This is a genomic window from Haloechinothrix alba, from assembly GCF_900188115.1.
GTDB classification, from domain to species: domain Bacteria; phylum Actinomycetota; class Actinomycetes; order Mycobacteriales; family Pseudonocardiaceae; genus Haloechinothrix; species Haloechinothrix alba.
Genome location: NZ_FZNW01000001.1, coordinates 1 through 20,107, shown reverse-complemented (window position 1 = coordinate 20,107; position 20,107 = coordinate 1). Strand labels below are relative to the sequence as shown.

Sequence of the window (20,107 nt, the reverse complement as noted above, 5' to 3'; positions counted from 1 at the left end):
GTCGCACACCGGGTCGCATGGGACGGCGTCCGTGTTCAGCGGCCGAGGTCGGCGGGTTTCAGCGTGAGCAGGTAGTCGACGATGTCTCCCGCCGCGTCCCGCGGCTGCCCGGACCACGGGTAGTGGTGACCGCCGACGCCTGGCCCGGTGTTGAGCTCGATGATGCCGTGGTTGCCGGGTTCGGCGGGCGCGTGGTGATCCTGGATGATCACGTCGGCCCCGCAGATGTGCATGCCGGGTATGGACGAGACCGCGCGCGCGACTTCGTCCTTGTAACTCGGGTGCACATCGTCGGTGCGGTCCACCATGTCCGCTCCCCGGTGTAGGTTCGACGTCTGTGCCAGGTACACCGTCTCGCCCGCGGCGGGGATCGACTCCGGTGTTCTGCCCTGCCGGTCGAGCTCCTCGCGCTGGGGCCGGCCGATCTCGAGGGGGTAGTACTGGTGAATGGGGTTCTCGCGGCGCGTGTTGTTCTTGTCCGCGACCAGCTGCGCGATGGTCCGCTCACCGTCGCCCCGCACGTTCATGGGAAGGCCGGTACGGATCGCCGCTACGTGCCCGCCGACATACAGGAAGCGGTAGACCTCGCCTGGTAGCTCTTCCTGTACGAGGACCTCGTCATGTGCCGCGGCGACCGCGTCGAAAGCATGCTCGAACGCGGCGCGTGTCGTGATGCCGGTGTGCACATCGCGGCCGAGGCTGCCGTCCACGGGCTTGACGCAGAAGCCGTGCCGGAACGTGGTGCTCAGTGCATCGAAGTACAGCAGTGCGTCGCGCTTGCGTGCGGAACCGAACGTCGAACCGCGTGGTACCGCGAACGACCGTGCATCGAGAATGTGCGCGAGGAGATCCTTGCGCTTTGCCACACGAGCGGCTCGGTGGTTGACTGTTCGCGTGGACCCGTCATCGCGCGCGTGATAGATGATCGCAGCGCTGCTGACATAGGGAATGTCGTTGATCGTGAACCGTAGCGCAGGCCGCGACCTGTCGCGGATCGTTGCCTTACCGGCGCTGTAGGGCACTCCGCGAGCTGCGAGGGCTTTGGCGAGGCATTCGTGCGTGCTCCCCGGGCCGTAGCGCTCCGATCCGGGGGGAAACTGCGCGGACGCGGCCGTGGAGGCCGATGTACCGGTGGCCGCGTCGCCCTGCGTCGCCTGATCCGCGCCCGCGTCCGGGTAGTGATCGCGCGGGGTCGCCAGCAGCCTTTTGCCCCGCCACTGCCCTCGACGGCTCGGTCGGGCCGCGGAGTCGTAACGAGCACTGATCGGTCGAGTCTGCAGGATGTGCCAGCCGCGGCCGTCCTTCTCCAGCGAGTACGAACGCCCGAATGCCGAGGGTTCTGCCGAACGTGCCGCGAGTGTGTGGAACACGGCGTGAGCTTCGTCCCTGGTGACAGGGCGGGAGCGGTAGGTGGTGTCGACGTTGTCTGTCACGATCGGGTAGAGCCGTAACGCCGCCTGCCAGCGTCCGGCACTGACGCCGAGGCTGAGCCTGCTGACCAGGCTGTAGGGCGGCGCGTTCAGGGAGGTGTACCGGCCGCGCGAGTTGAAGACGAAGTTGCCGAGGGAGAACACGGTCGAACCGTGCTGGCTCACGTTGAGCTCCTGGAGCATGTGCGCGCCGTGCCCGATGATCAGGTCTGCGCCGGCCTTGCGGAACCGTTCGGATGTGCGCCACATCAGGTCGGAGGCCCACTGGTAGTTCTGGCCCCAGTGCGGGTACAAGATGATCAGTGCGTCCGGGTCGTCGGCGCGTAACTCGGCGATCTGGTGGGCGACGGCACGGGTGGCGAGGGGGTGCAGGCCCCATTCGGTCTCGGTGGCGAAGAACCTGTACTGCTCGCGCATCACCGCGGAGTTCTTCAAGGCCCCCAGTACGTACAGGTTCTTCTCGTGGTCGCCGATCCGTATGCGGCGCACCAGCGGTTCCGCCGCTTTGCTCGTGCCCTTACCCGCGCCGAAGGTGTGGATGCCCACGTCGGTCAGCTTGGCTGCCGTGTCGGCGAGGATCTCGCGGCCGAAGTCCATGGTGTGGTTGTTCGCGAGGCTTACCGCATCGACCCCGATTCGCTTGAGGGCATCGACGGAGCGTTCGGGTGAGTCCCACCCCAGGTAGTTCTTCTGGCCCTGCAGCGGGCTCGTCGGGTTGTCGGCCAGCACGCTCTCGAAGTTGGTGATGAACAGGTCCTTGTCTGTCACGAGCGGTTCGACCTCGTCGAAGAAGGACAAGGGCTGCTCGCGCAGTCGTCGCTGGATGTCTGGTTCGGCGCGCTGCACGTACCAGTCGCCGAGACTGGTGTCGCCTGTGAAGACGACGGTGAACTGTTTCATGTGTGGTCCGTGCCGTGTCGGTGGTTCGGCTGCGGCAGGCTGCTGCCGGCTCAGTGCCCCAGTCGGCTCAGTGCCCCAGTCGGTCGTCCGGATACTCGGTCCGTTCTCTGTCCGGAGCGTATCCGACGAATGTCCGAAGTGTGTGTTTGGTAATCCGATTTCGTGTATCACAATTTCATTGAGAAACTGCAGAGTCGTCGGAATGACGATCATGGTCGCGACTCCGTGTCGCCGGTGACGATTTGTGTCGGTCCGTGCACGTGGCACGGTCACTGCGGGCAGGCGGACCGGGTCGGTTCCACTCGTCCGGAGCAGCTCATCCACGGGTCGGGGTAAGACAGCGCCCGGTGGGTCGCGCGCCGATCGCACCGATGCCGAGGGCGCCGGCAACGCGGTGAACGGCCGTTACGACGGCCGGAACCAGCCGGTCGACCTGGGGAGCATGCTCGGCTGTCGTTCCGCGGTTCAGGCGTCCCGACCGGATCGCACGCCGCGGATTACGCGCCGAGTGGAGTGGTCGTACGCGGCATCGCGGGAGATCAGGCGCGCGTGTCGGGGAACATCGCGTCGATGAGCACCCCGTCGAACTCGGCGGCCACCAGCGTGAACGCGCGGACGAAGTCGCGGCGTTTCGTGATGCCGATGTGGACGTTGTTGCCGCGGGCGAGCGCTTCAGTCACGACGACGGCCGTTCCCAAGCCGCTGCGGACCCCGAGGCCCTTGAGGAGCACACATGTCTTCTCGGCTTCGTCGAGGTTGACGCCCCGGGTTTCGCCCGGGTTGTTGATGTGTTCCGTGCCCCTGATGGCCATGTGCCCTCCTGCGGGGCCACCACCTCAGTCGCGTACCGCCAGTGGGTCCATCCGTTCGACGGGGCGGCCGCGCTCCTCGACGAGCGCGGCCCGGTAGCCGCCGTCGATGCGGGCGTCGAGCAGGTTCTCGGTGAGCAAGGCGATCGCGTCCGGCCTGCCCTGCACGACACCGTCGGCGATGCCTTCCACGGGGTCGGTCACGCTCACGTGCCCGGTCAGCCCGTTGTTCCTTCCTGCCTCGGCGACGGCGGCGATCGCCTTGGCCGGCTCCGTGACACCTTCCATGTGCAGGTCCACGGCGACCTCGTCGTGCTGCTCGCCGAGGCCGAGATCCAGCTCGGCGGCGTGGGAGCGCAGGATGGCGTCCCCGAGGTCCTGGCTCAGCCGCGCGGAGACTCCCGCCTGGATCGCCAGCCATGGCCTTTCGGAGAGCTCGACGATCCGCGGGTCCTGCGCCTCGGCATCGGCGGTGTGGTCCCCGGTGACGATATCCACCGCAGCCACGGCCAGCCCGGGGACGGCGCGTACCGCCTGCCGGGCCAGGTCGGTCAGGCTGGTGTGGGTCTCGCCGGTCACGTCGCGGTGCTGCCGTTCCCCGCCTGCCCACGGCCCGCCCGGGCAGTGCACCACCGAGCACACCTCGTCGCCGAGTACGAGGAACCGCAGGTACTCCCCGGAGACGTGTTTCTCGAGCAGGAACCGGTAGCTGGACGGCATCATCACCCGCCCGTCCAGTTCCTCCGGTTCGCTGAGCAGCGTGAGCGCGAACGCCGCACGGGTGTAGGTGGGGCGGGACGTGGTGGGGATCCGCAGGTAGTCGATGGCGCTCGCCAGCTCGTCCTCGTCGCGCAGGCCGGTGCGGGTCTCGATGGTGTTGTCGCCGATCGCGGGCTTGACCACCACGGGGTAGCCGATCCGCTCGATGAGCCGCTTGGCGAACTCCATGCCCTTGCCGACCGAGTAGGCGCCGCCCTTCGGGATCGGCAGCCCCGCGTTCGTCAGCAGCGCCCGCCGCATCCGCTTGTCCTGCGCGTACGTCACCGCGGACAGCGTCGAGGTCTGCGGGACCCCGTGCGCGAAGGACAGCTCCTGCGGCTGTGTTCCCCCGGCCGTCCCCGCGCCGTCCGGCGGGGTGGCCATCATGACCTGGCGCGGGAACTGGATCACGTTCAGGCCACGGCGCAGCGCCGCCTGGTGGACTTCGTACCCGTCACGCAGCTCGGGAGCAGGCGCGGCAGGCCCGGCCGTTGCGACGTCAGCGGACATGAGTGATCTCCTTCGGGGCATCGGAGACGCTCTCGAAGCCCTCGATGCGGGGCGGTTCGATGTGGGTGGTGGTCACGTCGGTCGGCACGGCCGCTCGCGGCCCAAGCACGGCGAGCGCGGCCAGGGCAGTGACGGGCTCCGCGTCGCCCTCGGCGACGATCTCGACCATGCGCTCGTGAACGTTGCGGACCCAGCCGGTCAGTCCGAACTGGCGCGCGTGGCGCTGCAGCCAGGCGCGGTAGCCGACGTTGGTGACACGCCCGCGGACGAGCATCTGCAACGCCAACGAGTCCTGCCGCTGCGTCGTGGCGAGGTCGTACCGGGACACGCACTCGTTGATCAGCGTGCGCGCCACGTCACGGCCCTCGCCGTACAGCGGGTACTCGCAGTTGCCGATCGCCGCGTGCGCGTTGAGCTCGCAGATGCCGGAGTGCTGCTCCTCGAGAGGCTTGGTGTGATCCTCAATGAGGAAGTCGACACCGCAGAAGGCGAGCCCGGGTACCGCCTTGACAGCGCGGACACACGCTTCCTTGATCGACGGGTGCATCTCGCCGAGTACGTCGATCGAGTCGCCACCCTGCGACAGGCTGCACGAGCCGGACAGCAGCACCTTCTGGTCCTTCTCCGGCACGGAGTGCAGGCTCATCCCGGCACGGTCCAGCAGGAACCGCGCGGTGTCGTCGTACTTGATGGGTCGTCCCCACAGGTGCGGGTTGCCGCGCCGCGCGACGTTCTTCGCGATCATCAGCTCGGCGACCGTGCTCTCCCCGTCCCCGGTCACCGAGCCGGGTTCGCGCAGGATCGCGCCGATCACCTCGTCCCCGATCACCACGATTCGGTAGTCGCGGCCGGGGACGTGCTGCTCGACGATGAAGTCGCTGTTGCCGAGCGTGCTCGCGGAGAGCTGGTGGAAGGCCTGTTCGAGTGCCTCGTCGTCGCGGATGTCGGCGACGACACCGATGCCCCGCACACCCATGGCGGGTTTGACCACGACGGGGTAGCCGATGCGCCGTACGAACTCCCGTGCCCCGTCGAAGTCGCCCTCGGCGAACGTGTTGCCCTTCGGCACCGGCACGCCGGCGCGCCGCAGCCGCAGCCGGGTCGCTTCCTTGTGGGTACACAGCGCCAGCGAGACCGCGCTGGACAGCGGCGACCGGCTCCACTTGAAGCTCAGCGGTTCCCGGGTCCCGTCGCCGGCGACGAAGGCTCCCTTGTTGTAGCGCACGGTGGACAGCCCCAGCATCAGGGCTTCCCGCTCGAGCAGGTGCCCCTTGGTTCCGTTCGAACCCAGCGGCTGGAGGTAGGTGACCTCGGGGTAGACGTTCGGTGACTTGCCCTCGTGCGTTGCCACGGTCGGTTCCGGGATGCTGAAGGTGTTCAGCGCGTCGCCGACGAGATCGCTGTACGGGACGTTCACGCCCAGGCCGGGCTCGGTGGGCGCCTCGATCGTGGGTTCTGATGCCAGTGTCGCGTCGGCCACAGCGTCCACATGAGGCATGGCCATCCCGAGGTGGCGCAGGGTGGCAGCGGTGACCTCGGTGGCGGCGTCGAACGCGCCCAGGTAGATCCGGGCCTGCGGCGAGGACTTGTGCACTCGTTCGGACATCTCGACGCTGGCGACGAGGCCACCTGCCTGTGCGGGTTTGATGTGCGCGGCCCGAGGCGGGCGCAGCCCGCCGAACCGGCCGAGCCGGGCGACCAGCCGCGCACGGCGCCCCGCGGTGCTGACGTTCCAGGCTCCCTGGTCGGACACGATGCGGATGTCGCTTCCGGACCTGGGGAGTATTCCGGCGGCCTTGTCGGCCGTGCGCTGCAGCAGCGGTAGGTAGTAGCGGTCCCGGATGGCGACCGGCTGCTCGATGTAGATCTCCCGTGGCAGCGTGCCCGCCTTCGACAACCGTGCGACCGCCTTGACGAACGCGGCTGCGTCCTTGGTGTCGAGCGTCCCCTGGAGGTTGATCCATAATGGCTGGTCGCCCGCGCCGGTCTTGCCGGAGCGGTTGGTCTCGGCGGCCGTGGTGAGCAGGTCGAGGTTCTCCTGCACCGTGCCGAGGCCGCTGAGGTGGGTCACCGGGAAGGCGGTGTCCTGCTCCCGCAGGCGTCCGCGCAGTGCCTTGGTGCTCTCCTGTGCGGGTGCGCCGGTCGGGTGACACGGGATCGAGGTGCGCCGGGTGCCGAGCAGCTCGGCGAGCGGGATCTGCAACGCACGGGCTGCCAGGTCCAGCAGGGCAACCTCGAGGCCGAGTAGCGTGCCGCGGTAGGGCACGGCCAGGTCGATCTTGCCGGCAGTGCGGTGTTCCTCGGCGAGCGTGTGGAACTCGCTCATCTGCCTGCGTACGGCGTCCGCCGCGGTGGCGGGGTCAGCGGCGCTGATCCCGCGGCCGTGCAGGCGGCGCAGGCACTCCTCGAGGAACTCCCACGAGGCCTCGCTCCGGTCGCCGGTGGCAGCGGTGCGCAGCTGCCCCTCGCCGACCCCGGTGACCTGCCTGCCGTCGCCTGTCGTCGCGGTGAGCTTCACCAGGTGGTTGAGCGCGTTGGACTTCTTGCCGCCGGCTCGCGCCTGGAAGGCGGTCGCCTGTACGCGAGTCACGGTGAGCGCTCGCCCTGGATCCTCCATGCAGTTCCTCTCTCCGGGTACTGTGCGTGCTCAGCCTCGCTCGCGGTGTGGAGCGGCCCTGGCGCGGGTCGTTACCTCCGGTTGCGGGTGCACGCGGCAGCACATTCTAGAGACCCTCTTACCGGTTCTCGCGAGCCTCCTCACCAGGTGTAAGGGCTTGATCAGGGCGGCCGGGGCGAATTCGGTCAATGCAGGCGATCGCCAATGCCTCAGAAGAGTCCCAAACGGGCACATCGACACCGTCTACAGTGGCCCCTAATGCCGCGGCGACGTCGGTGCAGCCGAAGACCAACCCCTGAGCGCCCCGTGTGACCAACATCTCCGCCGCCTTGGTCAGGTACGCACGTGCCTGGTCGAGCTTTCCCGCCTTCACCGCCCGGATGCCCGCCATGACCGGGTTGTCCGCTCCGAGGTCGGTCAGGTCCAGTACGGAGTGCCCGCTCGCTGCCAGGCGCCGCTGGTAGATGCCGGAGTGAACGGTCCCGTCGGTCGCGAGGATCCCGACCGCACCGGCCTGCGGCGCGTCGTGCGTGATTCGGGTGAGCACCGCGTCGACGATGTGCAGGATCGGTGTGGAGCCTGCGGCGGCGAGCTCGTCGAACCACTGGTGCGCGGTGTTGCAGGGAATGGCGATCAGGTCGCATCCGGAGCGGTCGAGGAACTCGACACCGCGCCGCATCGCGGGCACCGGGCTCGGCCCGCCCGCGAGGATGGCGTCCGAGCGGTCCGGCGTCCCGGGGTCGGAGTAGACGATCGTGGCGATGTGATCCTGGTCGCGACCGGCAGGCGTGTGCTCCACCAGGGAGGCCAGGAAGCTGTTGGCCGCCGCGGGCCCCATACCGCCCAGCACGCCGAGCAACGGCGACATCACCACGCGGCGCTCCAATCGCTTGTCCGTACTGCTACTGGTGTCCAGGCTAGCTCGTGGTGCCCCGGTGCCGCCCGAGTCGCCTGCCGATGCGCCGGCCGTATGCATCGGTCGGGCTATTCACCGTGGTCAGCCGACCCCGCCGGGCGACCGGCTACACCGGTTCGTCGGTCACGGGCTGGCCGGTATCGGACGCCTCGGGCGCCACACCGCGCTCCACATAGTAGGCGCGTGCCCGGGCGTCGGAGAGCAACGGCTGGTGAACCTGCAGCACATTCATGCCGGTGTTGATGTTCGCCTCCAGGACGACCGGGCCGTCCGGCGTGACGACGATGTCCCACCCGACGTACTCCATGAACGACAGGATGCGGGCCGAGTGCAGCACCATCTCCCGGATCTCTGGCCAGTACGGCACCTCGGCGCCACGGATCGGCGCGCCCGTGTCGGGGTGGGTGTCGAACCACTCGAGCTCGGTGCCGTCCGGCAGCCGGGAGGCCTGCCCGAGCTGTCCCGTGGTGACGTCGATGCGCGCGCTCAGCCCACCCCTGCTCCAGTTGTCTACATGCCGTGACCGCCGCGTGCCGATACGCTGCACCGCCATCACGATGAACGGCTGCTGGGTCCGCACGTCCAGCATGGTGAGCACGCGGATCGTGTTGACCGAGTCGGGGAACAACTCGTTGATCTTGGGGTGTTGGTCGAGGCCCTCCTCGACGACCATCGGGTGCCCCTGCGCCTTCAGCACGCGGGAGGCGGCGTCCAGGTCGAGCACCTCCCCGTTGACCACCCAGCCGTCCGGCTCGCTGCGCTGCACCTTGAACAGGTTCTTGCCCTCGGCGCCTGCCAGCACCTTGAAGAACACCGGTTGCCCGACCTCGAGGCCGCTGAGGTACCGGTCGATGGGCTCGCGCCCCTCGATCGGGAAGGCGTGCACGGCGCCGCGCCAGAACACGCCGAGCAGCTTGGCCGAGCGCACGTCAAGGGTGCCGAGCAGCAGGTGGGTGGTGAGCTTGTTGTTGATCACGTCCTGTAGCAGCGGGTGCACCATCCGCTTCAGCCGGAACACGCGCTGCAGGTCGGAGATGTACTCCCCGGCGCCGCGCCGGTCCAGGTCGTAGAGGACGACGCTGCGGGACAGGAAGCCGCGTAGCCACCAGCGCGGCCGCCGCATACGCAGCGGCACATCCCACTCGCGCTCCCGCTTGGCGAGCTTGCGAACCGCCGACCACTTCAGGCGCGCGTCACGGACCTTGTGCCGCGCGCGCCTCGGCAGCCTGCGGACCCGCCGGAGGACAGCGCCCGCCTTGGCCCGCGACCATGCGAGCCGCGCCCGAACCCCGGTCATCGCTGTCTCCTTCCCTCATCGCCTCGCTCGCCGGTGGGACCGCGCTCGGCGGGTCGATGCCGTCCGCGGCGCACGTCGCGCGAGTCCCGCCGCCTTGTGCCAGCCTATCGAGGCCTGCGCTGGCGGGTTTCCATGCGCCTGCGTACGCGCGCGGCCTCCAGCACCTCGAGCACGCTGTCCGAGCCGTCCGGCCCACCGATCGGCGACTCCGCGAAGGCCACCGTGTGCGGCTGGAACGCCGTGCTCGCCTCGCGTACCCGCTGCCGCAGGTAGGCGGGCCACCCGGTGCCGTGCAGCGCGGTCCAGCCCGGTTCATCGACAAGTGTCTCGATGGCGAGACCGTGCCTGGCGGCCTCGGCCTCCCAGTGCGGTGGCGCCAGCAGGGCGAGCCGGAACCCGCTGGTGATCTGCTGGCGCTGCAGCAGGGCACGGATGTTCGGCACGGGATCGAGGTCCGCGCCCGGCACCACGACCAGTGCCACCGGCAGCCGTTGCGGTACCGGGTGGGAGACGCGAGCCGGTACCGGCAGGCTCAGCTCGGCGTCCTCGGCCTCGAACAGCACCACACCGACGTCCTCCGCGGTGTCCATGAGGCGGTCGAGGTGCTCCCGGCGCAGCGTGCGCATCTTGCGGCGCGCGCGGGTGTGCAGGTGCCACGACTCGGGCAGCCGGTCGAGCAGCCGCTGCGTGACCGGTCGCGGTGCGCGCGAGCCACTTCCGGACGGTCGCCCGGGCGGCGGGGCGGCCACCCAGCCGTCCGGGAGCCCGGCGGCGATGGCGGCAGCCAGGTCGCCCTCCGGAGCCCCTGCACTGTCGCCGGGGTGCACGTGTACCGCGTCGAGGTTCGGTCTGCCGGTCGCGGTGAGCACGTCCCGCACGTCGACGGTGCCGTCGGTGAGCAGCACGATGCTCGCCGGCCGGTGTGCCTGCACGAGGCCGGTGACCCGGGCGGTGAGGTAGCGCGAGCGCTCCCGGTCGTCCAGCTCGTCGAGCACCCTCGGGAACGTCTCCACAGCCCCCGAGCCGACGTCGGCCGTACGTGCTCCCGGTACGGCGGCCACGCAGGTCCCCGATTGCCCGCGCGCGGCCCGGAGCACGCCTGCCAGGAGCCCTTCCGGGGCGCCGTGCCGGGTCAGGTCCACGACAAGCGGACACCCGGAGGCGGGCCCAGAAGCCGGCTCGGAAGCCGGTTCGGAGGCGGGCTCGTGCGGGGCCGCGGGTTCGCGGGCCTGCTCGGCTCGGGATGCCTCGGGCAGGCCGATCAGCTCGGCGACGCGCCGGACGTGCGTGTCGTAGCTGAACCGCCGTTGGGCGAGCTCGACACCTGCGCGGGAGCGTTCTGCGAAGGACCCCCAGTCACCGTGGAGCTGGTCGACGTAGCCCCGCACGTCGTGCGGCGAGCCGTACAGGCAGGAGTCGCCGAACAGCGGCTCCAGGTACGGCGGCACGATCGCCACGGCGCCCGCGGACAGGGCTTCGAGCACCACCCTGCCGAACGCCTCTACCAGACCGCTGTGGTGGAAGTAGACGAAGAAGTCGACGGAGGCGAGGAACTCGGGGGCGGGCATCGAGTTGAACGGGTAGTCGACCCAGTTGTCCGGCAGGTACCCGACCCGCTCGACGGGGATGTCCACCCCACCGAGGATGCGCACGTCGTAGTGCGGATCCTCCGGGTAGGCCGCGAGGATCTCAGCGGGCTCCTCGGGCCACTTCGACCAGTGCCCCCGGCTGTGCCTGCCCAGTACGGGACGGTCGGAGACGAACCCGTGCCGTGTCACCCGCCACTGGTCGACGTCGATGACGTTCTCCCAGTCCCAGGGCAGCATCGGGACGGCGTCGCGGTGCTCGGCGAGCGCGTCGCGGGTGCGGGGGCCGATCGGTGCCCAGGTCGCCTCCTTGCCGACCAGCCGCCCGATCTGGCGTTGCACGTGCGGGACGTCGTAGTAGGGCTGCAGGCCACGCTCGTCCGCGGGCACCTGGTTCACCGCGAGCACGACCTCGTCGGCGTGTACCTCGGGTAGCCCGTCCGGAAGCTCGGTGAACACGCTCGGGTGCCGCGCGAGGAGCAGTTTCGCGTGCACCTCGTCGACGCCGACCACCAGCTCGGCGAGGCCACCGTCGAGGACGTCGCGGATCTTGTCGGCGAACGGCCGCGCGGCACGCAGGATCGGTGAGGGTACGTGCAGGATGCCGGTGCGGTAACCCGCGCGGTGCTGGGCGTGGATCTCCTCGACGACGCTCGAGGAGTTGCCGCCCGGGAAGCGGCAGTCGGTGACCATGAGGATGTCGAACGCCGCGGACGTGCGTGCCATCGAAACCTTCCTGCGTCGTGGGAGCGTGTGTGACGCCGCTACCGGGCGGTGCCGCAACGGTGGCGCATCCTGCCAGACAGCCCGAGCCGGGTGCGCAGGGACGTCAGCGGGGACCGTGGCGTGAACAGGCCGACACCGCGCGCCAGCGCCTTCAGCAACGGGAGGTACCTGCGCCGGTGCCGCGCACGTCCCTGCCCCGCGACGCTCGTGGCACTGCCACCCGGTACGCGGCGACCGGCAGGCTCCGGCAGGTGATGCACCCGGTCGGACCCGAACCGGCGCCGCGCGTCACCGAGCACCTCGGCGTCCGTGCCTGCGATGTCGCGGCACACCGCGGCGACGGGCGTGTCCAGGTCGGCGTGCCCGGCGGCGACCAGCACCGTCGGTACCGTGTACCGCTCGCAGCGGATCAGCGCGTCCAGCACGGCGCCGGACAGCCGTGCCGGCCCCCCGTCGCCCGCCCCGGGGACCAGCACCAGGTCCACACCGGGGTCGCTTGCCTCGTAGCCTCGTTGCCCGTCCTCGGCGAGCAGGTCGCGGTCGACGAGCTCGCCGGCAGGCCCGGGGACCGGTCCGAGCGCGCCGATCCGCAGCCGGGTGTAGTGGTGGGCAGGGCGTAGCCATAGCTGCATCGTCATGTCACCGGCTCGCGCAGCTCGTCGGGCGGCACGTCACCGAGCAGGTCCTCGTATCGCTGGAACCACAACGACATCGTGGCCAGGCTCCGGATCAGGTGCTGCTGGTTGGTTCGGTCGAGCATGCGCCGCCAGGTCTCGGTGCTCGCCGCAGCAAAGCCGGGTGCGAGCAGGCCACGCACCGGCTCGCGGCTCAGCAGCTCGCGGAACCGTTCGGCGGCTTCGGGCGATGCCACACGCCTGCGGTGGTGTCGGCGGGCCTGCGGGATCTCCGCGGCGGTCGGCAGCTCGGCCAGCTCCGGTGCCAGCGGGCGGAGCAGCGGCGCGTACAGGGACCCTTCCGCGTGTTCGGCGTGCGGTATCGCGAGCGCGGCACGCACCACCGAGTCGTCCAGGAACGGGGTGGCGACCGGGTTGCCTCGGGAGAGCAGCCCGAACGGCGAGAGACTGATACCGGGCAGCGTCCGCGTCAGGTAGGCGGTGAACGTGTTGCCGTAAGGGTGGTCGGCCAGCGGCTCGGCGACCGTGTCGAAGCTCGCGCGCGTGCGTTCGGCGACCTGCCCGGCAACGTTCGGGTGCAGTACATCGCCCACCGCGTCCAGGTACTTGGCCATCCGGCTGAACCGCCTGTCGAGCACCGGCCCGTCGCCGCCGGAGTCGGGGAAGGCGCCGCCGAGGAACACGCCACCGCCCAGCCCGTCGAGAACCGTGGCGCCGTTGCCCGCGAGCGCGGTGGCCAGCGGAACGAGCCACACGTGGAACGAGGTCTGGTGCTCCACAGCCTCGGTGAAGTACGCGAGGTCGTGCGAGAAGCGGTCGCGGCGTGCGGGCACGATGGCGTGCTCGATTCCCAGCGTCCCGGCGACCTGTGCGGAGACCAGTTCCTCGAGCACCGTGCCGGTGTCGGAGGACGTCGTCCACGCCGTGAGGCCCGCGCACTCGGTGCGCGCGGCCAGCGTCGTCAGGATCCGCGAGTCCCAGCCGCCGCTGAGCAGCGGAGCGAACCGCGCGCGCTCACCCAGCGCGCCGACCGAGGCGGTCAGGGCGTCCCGGACGGTGTCAAGGGACGCCTCGGAGCTGCTGGTGACCTCCGGCCACGGCCAGCCGGTCGTGCTGAGCTCGCACGCGCCGCCGGCAGTGGCGGTCAGCCGCGCGTAGGGCGGCAGGCGCCGTATCCCGGCGAACGGCGTGCGTCCCTCGAGGGGGCCGCCCATGGCGAGGATCTGGGCCCAGGCGTCCCAGTCGGGGCGCAGCGGCCCGCGTCGCGTGCGGGCGAGCGGCTCGACGTGCGAGCACAGGTAGGTGCCGTGCGCGCCGCCGGTGGGCTCGCCCGCCGTGTCCACGTACACCGGCGCCGCCCCGGAGATACCGGCGTGCAGGTACGGGTCACCGGAGTCGGGGACGACCAGGGAGAACGCGTCGTGTTGCGCGGCGATGTGCCGCGCGTCGGCCGGCAGCTTCTCCGGCAGCGGAGTGGGCGACCACGAGGCAGCCTCCGCGCCGGGCGAGTTCCACCGGATGGTGGCGGTGCCGCGCAGCGCGGCGGTCGGGCGGTCCAGCACGGTCGGCGGGTCGCCGAGCAACGTCGACATGGCCGTGACCCGCTCGTCGGCGGCGTGCCCGAGGCTGCCGCACACGCGCACCCGCGCCTGGTCGTGCGGCGACGGATCCCGCTGTACTGGCTCCACCCGCGCCGGGTGCCGCTGCGCCGGGTCACTGTCCACGCCGTCATTCTGCCGCCCACCCCGCCGCGCCCGGCCACGGACCCGGCGGGGTGGCTCAGGCGCCGTCGCGGTAGAAGCGTGCCACGATGCGCAGGCGGGCGCGGCGGTACCGATCGGAGGTGCCGGGCAGGATGTGCTCGATGTCCGTGTCGATCCGCTCGAGGTCCTCGGTGACCTCCGGCGCCTCCGGCGGGGTGCCGGTCAGCCGGGCACCGAGGCCCCCAGGCAGCAGCGAGGCCGCGCGCGTCACGGCTGGCCGCAGGTGCAGGCGCGCGGTGCGCGCCCGCTCGCCGAGGCCGGGCCGGTGCCGGGTGAACGTGCCCGCGAGCCCGGCAAGCGCCGTGGCGGTTTCCGATGCTCCGCGTGGCGCGGGCAGCTCGGCGCACCGCTCGGCCAGTCGCTCGCGCGTGCCGGGCCGCAGCAGCTCCCCGGTCAGCGCCGAGACCTGGTCTGGGTCGTCCTCGCGGGCGTGCAGCGCGAACCCCTCCTCGGCGGCCCAGCGTGCCCGGCCCGTCTGGTCGTCGGTGACGGCGGCGCGGGTCGGCACGATCACCGCGGGCAGCCCCGCGAGCAGCACCTCGTGGAAGGAGTTGTAGCCGGCCTCGACCACGGCGGCATCGACTGCGGCGAGATAGCGGGCCAGTGGGAACACCCCGCGCAGCGTCGTCAGCCGGTCGCTGCGCACACCGAGCTCCCCTGGCGAGATCGTGGTGCTGGTCACCGCGACCTGCCAGTCGGGATCGGCCAGTACCGCGCGCACCGCCGCGCCCGCCGCGTCGGCCTCGGCCCGCGCCTCCGCCGAGCCGGGCTCGGTGGTTCGCAGCGTGACCAGCGCGGTCGGCATGTCGGGGTCGAGCCCGAGCCGGCCGGCGGCGGCCTCCCTCGGCAGCCGGTCGACCTGCTCCAGCAGCGTTATCGGGCTCACGCGCGTCGCGTCGCCGAGCTCCCTCGTCGCACCCCTGTCGGCCGGATGCGCCAGCTCGCCCGGCTCCAGTACGTGGTCGAAGAGGGAACGCTGGTCCAGCGCGGCGCGGTTGACGCCCGGTTGCCACATCCCGCGGCGCATCCAGGTGAACGCCACGTGCGGCAGGCGTGCCCGCGCGACCTGAACGCCCGCGTACGGCCATGCGCCGTCGAAGGCGAACGCGCGGGCGCCGGTCTCGGTCACCAGCGCCTGGATCCGCGCGGCGAGGTAGTGCTGCCACGGGGAGTCGGCCATCCCGGTACGCCGGCGGCCGGGGCAGTACTCGCCGCGGATCCCGAAACGCCCGACGAGCGGCAGGGCCTGGGACAGCGAGAAAACGATCGGTTCCACGTCCTCGCAGGCCAGCGCCGTCGCCGCGGCACGGGCCAGGTGTCCCATGCCGGTGCCGTTGCTGGTCGCGAGGATCACGCGGGGTCGGTCCGGGTCGGTCACGACACGCCAGAGTAACGGCGCGGTGCGAGACATCCCCTGGCGCCTACGTCGCTTGCCGGGGCACCGGTAGTATCCGGCCGTGCCTTTCACGCCATCCACAGACGTTGTCGTCATCGGTCTCGGCTATGTCGGCCTGCCGTTGGTGATGGGCGCTGTCGACGCCGGCTACGCGGTGACCGGCCTGGACTCCGACGCCGGTACGGTCGACGCGCTCAACGGGGGCAGCTCGCACATCGACGGCATCACCCATGCCGACATCGCGAGCGCGGTCGCCAAGGGCTTCCGGGCCACGACGGATCCAGCCGTGCTCGGCGAGGCCGGCACGGTCGTGGTGTGCGTGCCCACGCCGCTGGCCGACGACGGCGGCCCCGACCTCGGCGCGGTCGAGTCCGCGATGCGGTCCATGGCCGAGCACCTGCGGCCCGGCACGCTGGTCGTGCTGGAGTCGACCACCTACCCGGGCACCACCGACGAGGTCGTGCGCCCGATCCTCGAGCGTCGCGGGCTGCGCGCGGGCAGTGATTTCAACCTCGCCTTCTCCCCGGAGCGGATCGACCCGGGCAACCCCACCTACGGCCTGAAGAACACCCCGAAGGTCGTCGGCGGGCACACCGGGGCCTGTGCCGAGCGCTGCGCCGACTTCTACCGCGGGTTCGTGGACACGGTCGTGACCGCGCGTGGCACCCGTGAGGCCGAGATGGCGAAACTGCTGGAGAACACCTACCGGCACGTCAACATCGCCCTGGTCAACGAGATGGCGAAGTTCTGCCAGGAGCTCGGCGTGGACATCTGGGACGTCATCCGGTGCGCGGCGACGAAGCCGTTCGGGTTCCAGGCCTTCTACCCCGGCCCCGGGGTCGGCGGGCACTGCATCCCGATCGACCCGAACTACCTGTCGTACAAGGTGCGCACGCTCGGCTACTCGTTCCGGTTCGTCGAGCTCGCCCAGGAGATCAACCAGAGCATGCCCGGTTATGTCGTGCGGCGTATCCAGGACCTGCTCAACGAGCACAGCAAGCCACTGCGCGGCTCAACGGTGCTGCTGCTCGGCGTGACCTACAAGCCCGACGTGCACGACCAGCGCGAGTCGCCTGCCGCGCACGTGGCGCGGCACCTCGTGGAGTGGGGCGCCGACGTCGTGTTCCACGACCCGTACGTGCCGGAGTGGTCGGTGAACGGCACGATGGTGCGCAGGGCCGAGGATGTCGACGCGGAGCTCGCCTTTGCGGACATCTCGGTGCTGCTGCAGCCGCACAGCGAGTACGACCTCGCCGATATCGCGGGGAAGGCGAGGCTGCTTTTCGATACGAGGGGCAAGGTTGAGCACAGTGACGTCGCCCGTCTGTAGCGCGGAGGAGCGAGCTCGCGGTGGGTGCTGAGCGCCCGAGCGACCGGGTCGTGCTGGCCACGAGCAACGGCACCGGGATGGGGCACCTGACCCGGCAGCTGTGTGTCGCGCTGGCGATGCGCACCGAGAGCGCGCCGGTGTTCTTCTCGCTGTCCGCCGCGGCGGGCGTGCTCGGTCGTTACGACTTCCGCGGCGAGTACTGCCCGAGCAGGGAACGTGGCTGGATGCCCGAGGTGCGGTGGCACGACTACCTCGCCGACCGGCTGCGCGCGTTCGTGGCCGAGACCGGGGCGTCCGCCGTTGTCTTCGACGGGGTCGTGCCCTACCTCGGGTTGCTGCGCGCGCGGATCGACCTGCCCGATGTGGCGTTCGTCTGGATGCGCAGGGGGTTCTGGCGGCAGGGGGTGCGCACCGCCCCGTTGCGCTCCGCCGCGCTGTTCGACCGGGTGCTGGAGCCGGGCGACATCGCCTCGGCCGGGGATACCGGGCCGACCGCGACCGCAGGCGACGCGATCCGCCTTCCGCCGGTGTCGCTGCTGGAACATATCGACCCGGTGCCGAGGGAGGAGGCAGCGCGCCACCTCGGCGTCGACCCCGACCGGCCGACCGCGCTGGTGACGCTGGCGGGCGGGGTGATCAACGACGTGGTCGCGCCCGGATCCGCCGCGGTGCGCGCGGTGCTGGAGGACCCCGAGTGGCAGGTCGTCGTCACCCGGAGCGCGCTCAGCCGGGAAGGCCTCGAGCTCGGCGACACCTCACGGTGTGTCGAGCTGTCCGGGGTGTACCCGCTGGCGAAGTACCTCGGTGCCGTGGATGTGGCCGTGTCGGCCGCGGGCTACAATTCGGTGCACGAGCTGCTCTGTGCCGGGGTGCCGACCCTGCTCGTGCCGAACCCGTCCGCGGGGACCGATGACCAGGCAGCACGCGCGCGGTGGCTGGCCGACGCCGGGATGGCGCTGCACGCCGAGGAGGGCGACCTCGACGGTGTGCGCGCGCAGGTGCGCCGGTTGCGGGACGGAGCGGTACGTGCCGACCTCGCCGCGGCGTGTGCCGGGCTCGGCAGGCCCGGCGGGGGTGCCGCGGCTGCCGAGCATCTCGGTGAGCTGCTCGGCGCTGAGCTTGTACGGGGCCACGCGCGCCCGCGTTCGCGTGTTCGCGAGTGGGAGGTCCGGGCGCGGATGGCGGCGATGCGCCGTCTCGGGCCGCGCGGTACGGCCGTGGCACGCACCGTGTTGCGGCGGGGGCCGGGCTCCGGCCCGGCGCGACCCATGCCGGTGCGACTGGTCGAGCAGAGTGACGTGGATCCCGATCGGGCCGGTGGTATGCCGCCGCCGCTGGTGCTGTCCGACAGGCTGGACGGCGAGTTGCTCCGTGCGGGTGACCCCGTCGAGCACATGATCAGCGGCGCCAGTGCAGGGTACCGGGATGAACGGGTGCGCATCGCGCGCCGCTACTACGAGGTGTGTGACGTGACATGACGAGTATCGGGTGGGCACACACCTTGCCAATCAACCCCGTAAGGTGCGCACTATGAGCAAGCCGGGCGAGAAGCCGGGCCGAGCCGGTGACATCGCGAGTGAACGGTTCTCGTGGAGCAGGTATGCCCAGTTCGACAACAGGTGAGCAGCCGGGCGAACCGGACCCGGCCGAGCTCGCCGCGCGGTACGGGCTCGCCCGTACCACGGCACGGCCCAGCCTGCTCGGCTACCTCCAGCAGCTGTGGCAGCGGCGGGACTTCATCCGAGCCTATTCCTCGGCACGTGCCACGGCGCAGTACTCCGCGTCCCGGCTCGGCCAGCTGTGGCAGATCGTCACCCCGCTGCTGAACGCGGGCGTGTACTTCATCCTGTTCGGTGTCCTGCTGCAGCTCGACCGCGGGATCGCGAACTTCCCGGCGTACCTGGTCACCGGGGTGTTCGCGTTCACGTTCATGCAGCGCTCGCTGAACAACGGCGCGAAGGCCATCGGCGACAACCTGGCGCTGGTGCGCGCGCTGCACTTCCCCCGCGCGATGCTGCCGCTGTCCTCGGTGTTCGTCGAGCTCCGCCAGATCATGATCTCGATGTGCGCGCTGTTCCTCATCATCCCGCTGACCGGGATCATCAAGGGGACCGGCGACACGATCATGTGGAGCTGGGTCCTCGTGGTGCCGGTTGTCGGGCTGCACATGCTGTTCAACGTCGGCATCAGCCTGGTCATGGCGCGCATCGGGGCGGTTAGCCAGGACATCAACCAGCTGCTGCCGGTGTTGACCCGGATCTGGTTCTACAGCTCCGGGGTGTTCTACAACATCAAGTACTTCGGCGAGCGGATCGAACCGCAGTGGTTGCAAGAGATCCTGTTCCCGATCATCAAGCTCAACCCGGGAGCAGTCTTCCTCGACCTGTACCGCACGGTGCTGATCGAGAGCCACGAACCGCTGAACCTGCCGCTCGGTCTGAACGTGTGGGAGGCTGCGACGGGATGGGCCCTGCTGTTCCTGGTGGGTGGTTTCATCTTCTTCTGGCGCAAGGAGGAGGTGTACGGACGTGGCTGAGCTCAGCGAGACCGAGGCGACCCCTGCGACCGGCCAGCCCACCGTCATCGTCGACGACCTGCATGTCGTCTACCGGGTCATCGGGGCCGCCAACGGCCAGGACAAGGGCAACTCGGCGAACGCGCTGAAACGCCTCCTGCTCCGCCAGCAGCGGCCCTCGGTCAAGGAAGTGCACGCCATCCGCGGGATCTCGTTCACGGCCTACGAGGGCGATGCCATCGGGGTGGTCGGCCGGAACGGCTCCGGCAAGAGCACCCTGATGCGGGCCATCGCGGGCCTGCTTCCGGCCAGCCAGGGCGCCGTGTACGCCCTGGGTCAGCCGTCCTTCCTCGGCGTCAACGCCGCGCTGATGAGCGGGCTGTCCGGGGAGCGCAACGTCGAGCTGGGATGCCTGGCGATGGGGATGAGCCGCGAGGAGGCCCGCGAACGCCACGACGACATCGTGGAGTTCTCCGGGCTGGACGAGTCCATCAAGATGCCGATGCGCACCTACTCGACCGGTATGGGGGCGCGCCTGCGGTTCGCGATCGCCGCCGCCAAGAGCCACGACGTGCTGATCGTCGACGAGGCGCTGGCCACCGGTGACAGGGACTTCCGGCAGAAGAGCGAGAAGCGCATCCAGGAGCTGCGCAAGGAGGCCGGAACCGTGTTCCTGGTCAGCCACAGCATGAAGCAGATCACGCGGACGTGTAACCGGGCGATATGGGTGGACGAAGGCGTGATCCGCATGGATGGCGAGGCCGAGTCCGTCGTCCAGGCCTATCTCGACGAGAACTCCTAGGAGGCCTTCCGGTGCACGTCGTGGTCGTGACGGTGGTTCACAACCCGCGGGATGCGCGGATTCGGTATCGGCAGATTCGTGCTTTGTTGGAGGCGGGTCACGAGGTCACCTATATT

Annotated in this window: 14 protein-coding genes; 4 read left to right on the top strand and 10 right to left on the bottom strand. The window is 70.4% G+C overall.

Going from position 1 to position 20,107, the window contains the following annotated elements; all coding sequences use genetic code 11:
- Positions 1 to 35: 35 nt before the first annotated feature.
- The 10 genes from CHB84_RS00070 to CHB84_RS00025 all read right to left on the bottom strand — a co-directional run bounded on the left by CHB84_RS00070 (position 36) and on the right by CHB84_RS00025 (position 15,326).
- The gene (locus tag CHB84_RS00070; protein ID WP_176439715.1) at positions 36 to 2,330 is read right to left on the bottom strand and encodes a CapA family protein; all 2,295 of its coding nucleotides are present in this window, start codon (positions 2,328 to 2,330) and stop codon (positions 36 to 38) included.
- Between the two features lie 539 nt (positions 2,331 to 2,869).
- A complete protein-coding gene (locus tag CHB84_RS00065) occupies positions 2,870 to 3,142 on the bottom strand; it encodes a hypothetical protein (protein ID WP_089299380.1) in 273 nt (90 codons plus the stop codon).
- A 24-nt stretch (positions 3,143 to 3,166) separates the two neighbouring features.
- Positions 3,167 to 4,408 carry an ATP-grasp domain-containing protein gene (locus CHB84_RS00060; protein ID WP_089299379.1) on the bottom strand — a complete coding sequence of 414 codons (1,242 nt, stop codon included), beginning with the start codon at positions 4,406 to 4,408 and terminating at the stop codon, positions 3,167 to 3,169.
- Entirely contained in the window at positions 4,398 to 7,025 is a 2,628-nt protein-coding gene (locus CHB84_RS00055) for an acylphosphatase (protein ID WP_089299378.1), read from the bottom strand. Before CHB84_RS00055 ends, CHB84_RS00060 begins: the two co-directional genes overlap by 11 nt.
- Before the next feature lie 118 nt (positions 7,026 to 7,143).
- Positions 7,144 to 8,001, bottom strand: a complete 858-nt coding sequence (gene cuyB / locus CHB84_RS00050; protein WP_089299377.1) for a cysteate racemase — start codon at positions 7,999 to 8,001, stop codon at positions 7,144 to 7,146.
- Positions 8,002 to 8,047: 46 nt separating this feature from the next.
- Entirely contained in the window at positions 8,048 to 9,238 is a 1,191-nt protein-coding gene (locus tag CHB84_RS00045; protein ID WP_089299376.1) for a sugar-transfer associated ATP-grasp domain-containing protein, read from the bottom strand.
- A 104-nt stretch (positions 9,239 to 9,342) separates the two neighbouring features.
- On the bottom strand, positions 9,343 to 11,550 hold the full coding sequence (locus CHB84_RS00040) for a glycosyltransferase (RefSeq protein WP_089299375.1): 2,208 nt from the start codon (positions 11,548 to 11,550) through the stop codon (positions 9,343 to 9,345).
- A 38-nt stretch (positions 11,551 to 11,588) separates the two neighbouring features.
- Complete coding sequence (locus tag CHB84_RS00035) at positions 11,589 to 12,188, bottom strand: hypothetical protein (RefSeq protein WP_089299374.1); 600 nt, start codon at positions 12,186 to 12,188, stop codon at positions 11,589 to 11,591.
- Positions 12,185 to 13,909, bottom strand: coding sequence for an asparagine synthase-related protein (locus tag CHB84_RS00030; RefSeq protein WP_089299373.1), 1,725 nt, complete (start codon positions 13,907 to 13,909; stop codon positions 12,185 to 12,187). The genes CHB84_RS00035 and CHB84_RS00030 overlap by 4 nt, the downstream gene beginning before the upstream one ends.
- A gap of 55 nt (positions 13,910 to 13,964) precedes the next feature.
- Entirely contained in the window at positions 13,965 to 15,326 is a 1,362-nt protein-coding gene (locus tag CHB84_RS00025; RefSeq protein ID WP_141134530.1) for a UDP-N-acetylglucosamine--N-acetylmuramyl-(pentapeptide) pyrophosphoryl-undecaprenol N-acetylglucosamine transferase, read from the bottom strand.
- 79 nt (positions 15,327 to 15,405) lie between these two features.
- On the opposite strand from CHB84_RS00025, the gene CHB84_RS00020 reads away from it, so the two are divergent.
- The 4 genes from CHB84_RS00020 to CHB84_RS00005 all read left to right on the top strand — a co-directional run bounded on the left by CHB84_RS00020 (position 15,406) and on the right by CHB84_RS00005 (position 19,991).
- Positions 15,406 to 16,674 carry a nucleotide sugar dehydrogenase gene (locus CHB84_RS00020; protein WP_245818462.1) on the top strand — a complete coding sequence of 423 codons (1,269 nt, stop codon included), beginning with the start codon at positions 15,406 to 15,408 and terminating at the stop codon, positions 16,672 to 16,674.
- A gap of 20 nt (positions 16,675 to 16,694) precedes the next feature.
- On the top strand, positions 16,695 to 18,152 hold the full coding sequence (locus CHB84_RS00015) for a glycosyltransferase (RefSeq protein ID WP_089299371.1): 1,458 nt from the start codon (positions 16,695 to 16,697) through the stop codon (positions 18,150 to 18,152).
- 122 nt (positions 18,153 to 18,274) lie between these two features.
- Entirely contained in the window at positions 18,275 to 19,210 is a 936-nt protein-coding gene (locus CHB84_RS00010) for an ABC transporter permease (protein WP_089299370.1), read from the top strand.
- Positions 19,203 to 19,991: an ABC transporter ATP-binding protein gene (locus CHB84_RS00005; protein ID WP_089299369.1), complete on the top strand. Its 789-nt coding sequence runs from the start codon at positions 19,203 to 19,205 to the stop codon at positions 19,989 to 19,991. Before CHB84_RS00010 ends, CHB84_RS00005 begins: the two co-directional genes overlap by 8 nt.
- Positions 19,992 to 20,107 lie beyond the last annotated feature (116 nt).

Excerpts from the sequence above, each read along its gene's own strand:
- CHB84_RS00010 (WP_089299370.1), top strand. The coding sequence starts at position 18,275 with ATGCCCAGTTCGACAACAGGTGAGCAGCCGGGCGAACCGGACCCGGCC.
- cuyB (WP_089299377.1), bottom strand. The coding sequence starts at position 8,001 with ATGCATACGGCCGGCGCATCGGCAGGCGACTCGGGCGGCACCGGGGCA.
- CHB84_RS00035 (WP_089299374.1), bottom strand. The coding sequence starts at position 12,188 with ATGACGATGCAGCTATGGCTACGCCCTGCCCACCACTACACCCGGCTG.
- CHB84_RS00070 (WP_176439715.1), bottom strand. The coding sequence starts at position 2,330 with ATGAAACAGTTCACCGTCGTCTTCACAGGCGACACCAGTCTCGGCGAC.
- CHB84_RS00060 (WP_089299379.1), bottom strand. The coding sequence starts at position 4,408 with ATGTCCGCTGACGTCGCAACGGCCGGGCCTGCCGCGCCTGCTCCCGAG.
- CHB84_RS00055 (WP_089299378.1), bottom strand. The coding sequence starts at position 7,025 with ATGGAGGATCCAGGGCGAGCGCTCACCGTGACTCGCGTACAGGCGACC.
- CHB84_RS00040 (WP_089299375.1), bottom strand. The coding sequence starts at position 11,550 with ATGGCACGCACGTCCGCGGCGTTCGACATCCTCATGGTCACCGACTGC.
- CHB84_RS00045 (WP_089299376.1), bottom strand. The coding sequence starts at position 9,238 with ATGACCGGGGTTCGGGCGCGGCTCGCATGGTCGCGGGCCAAGGCGGGC.
- CHB84_RS00065 (WP_089299380.1), bottom strand. The coding sequence starts at position 3,142 with ATGGCCATCAGGGGCACGGAACACATCAACAACCCGGGCGAAACCCGG.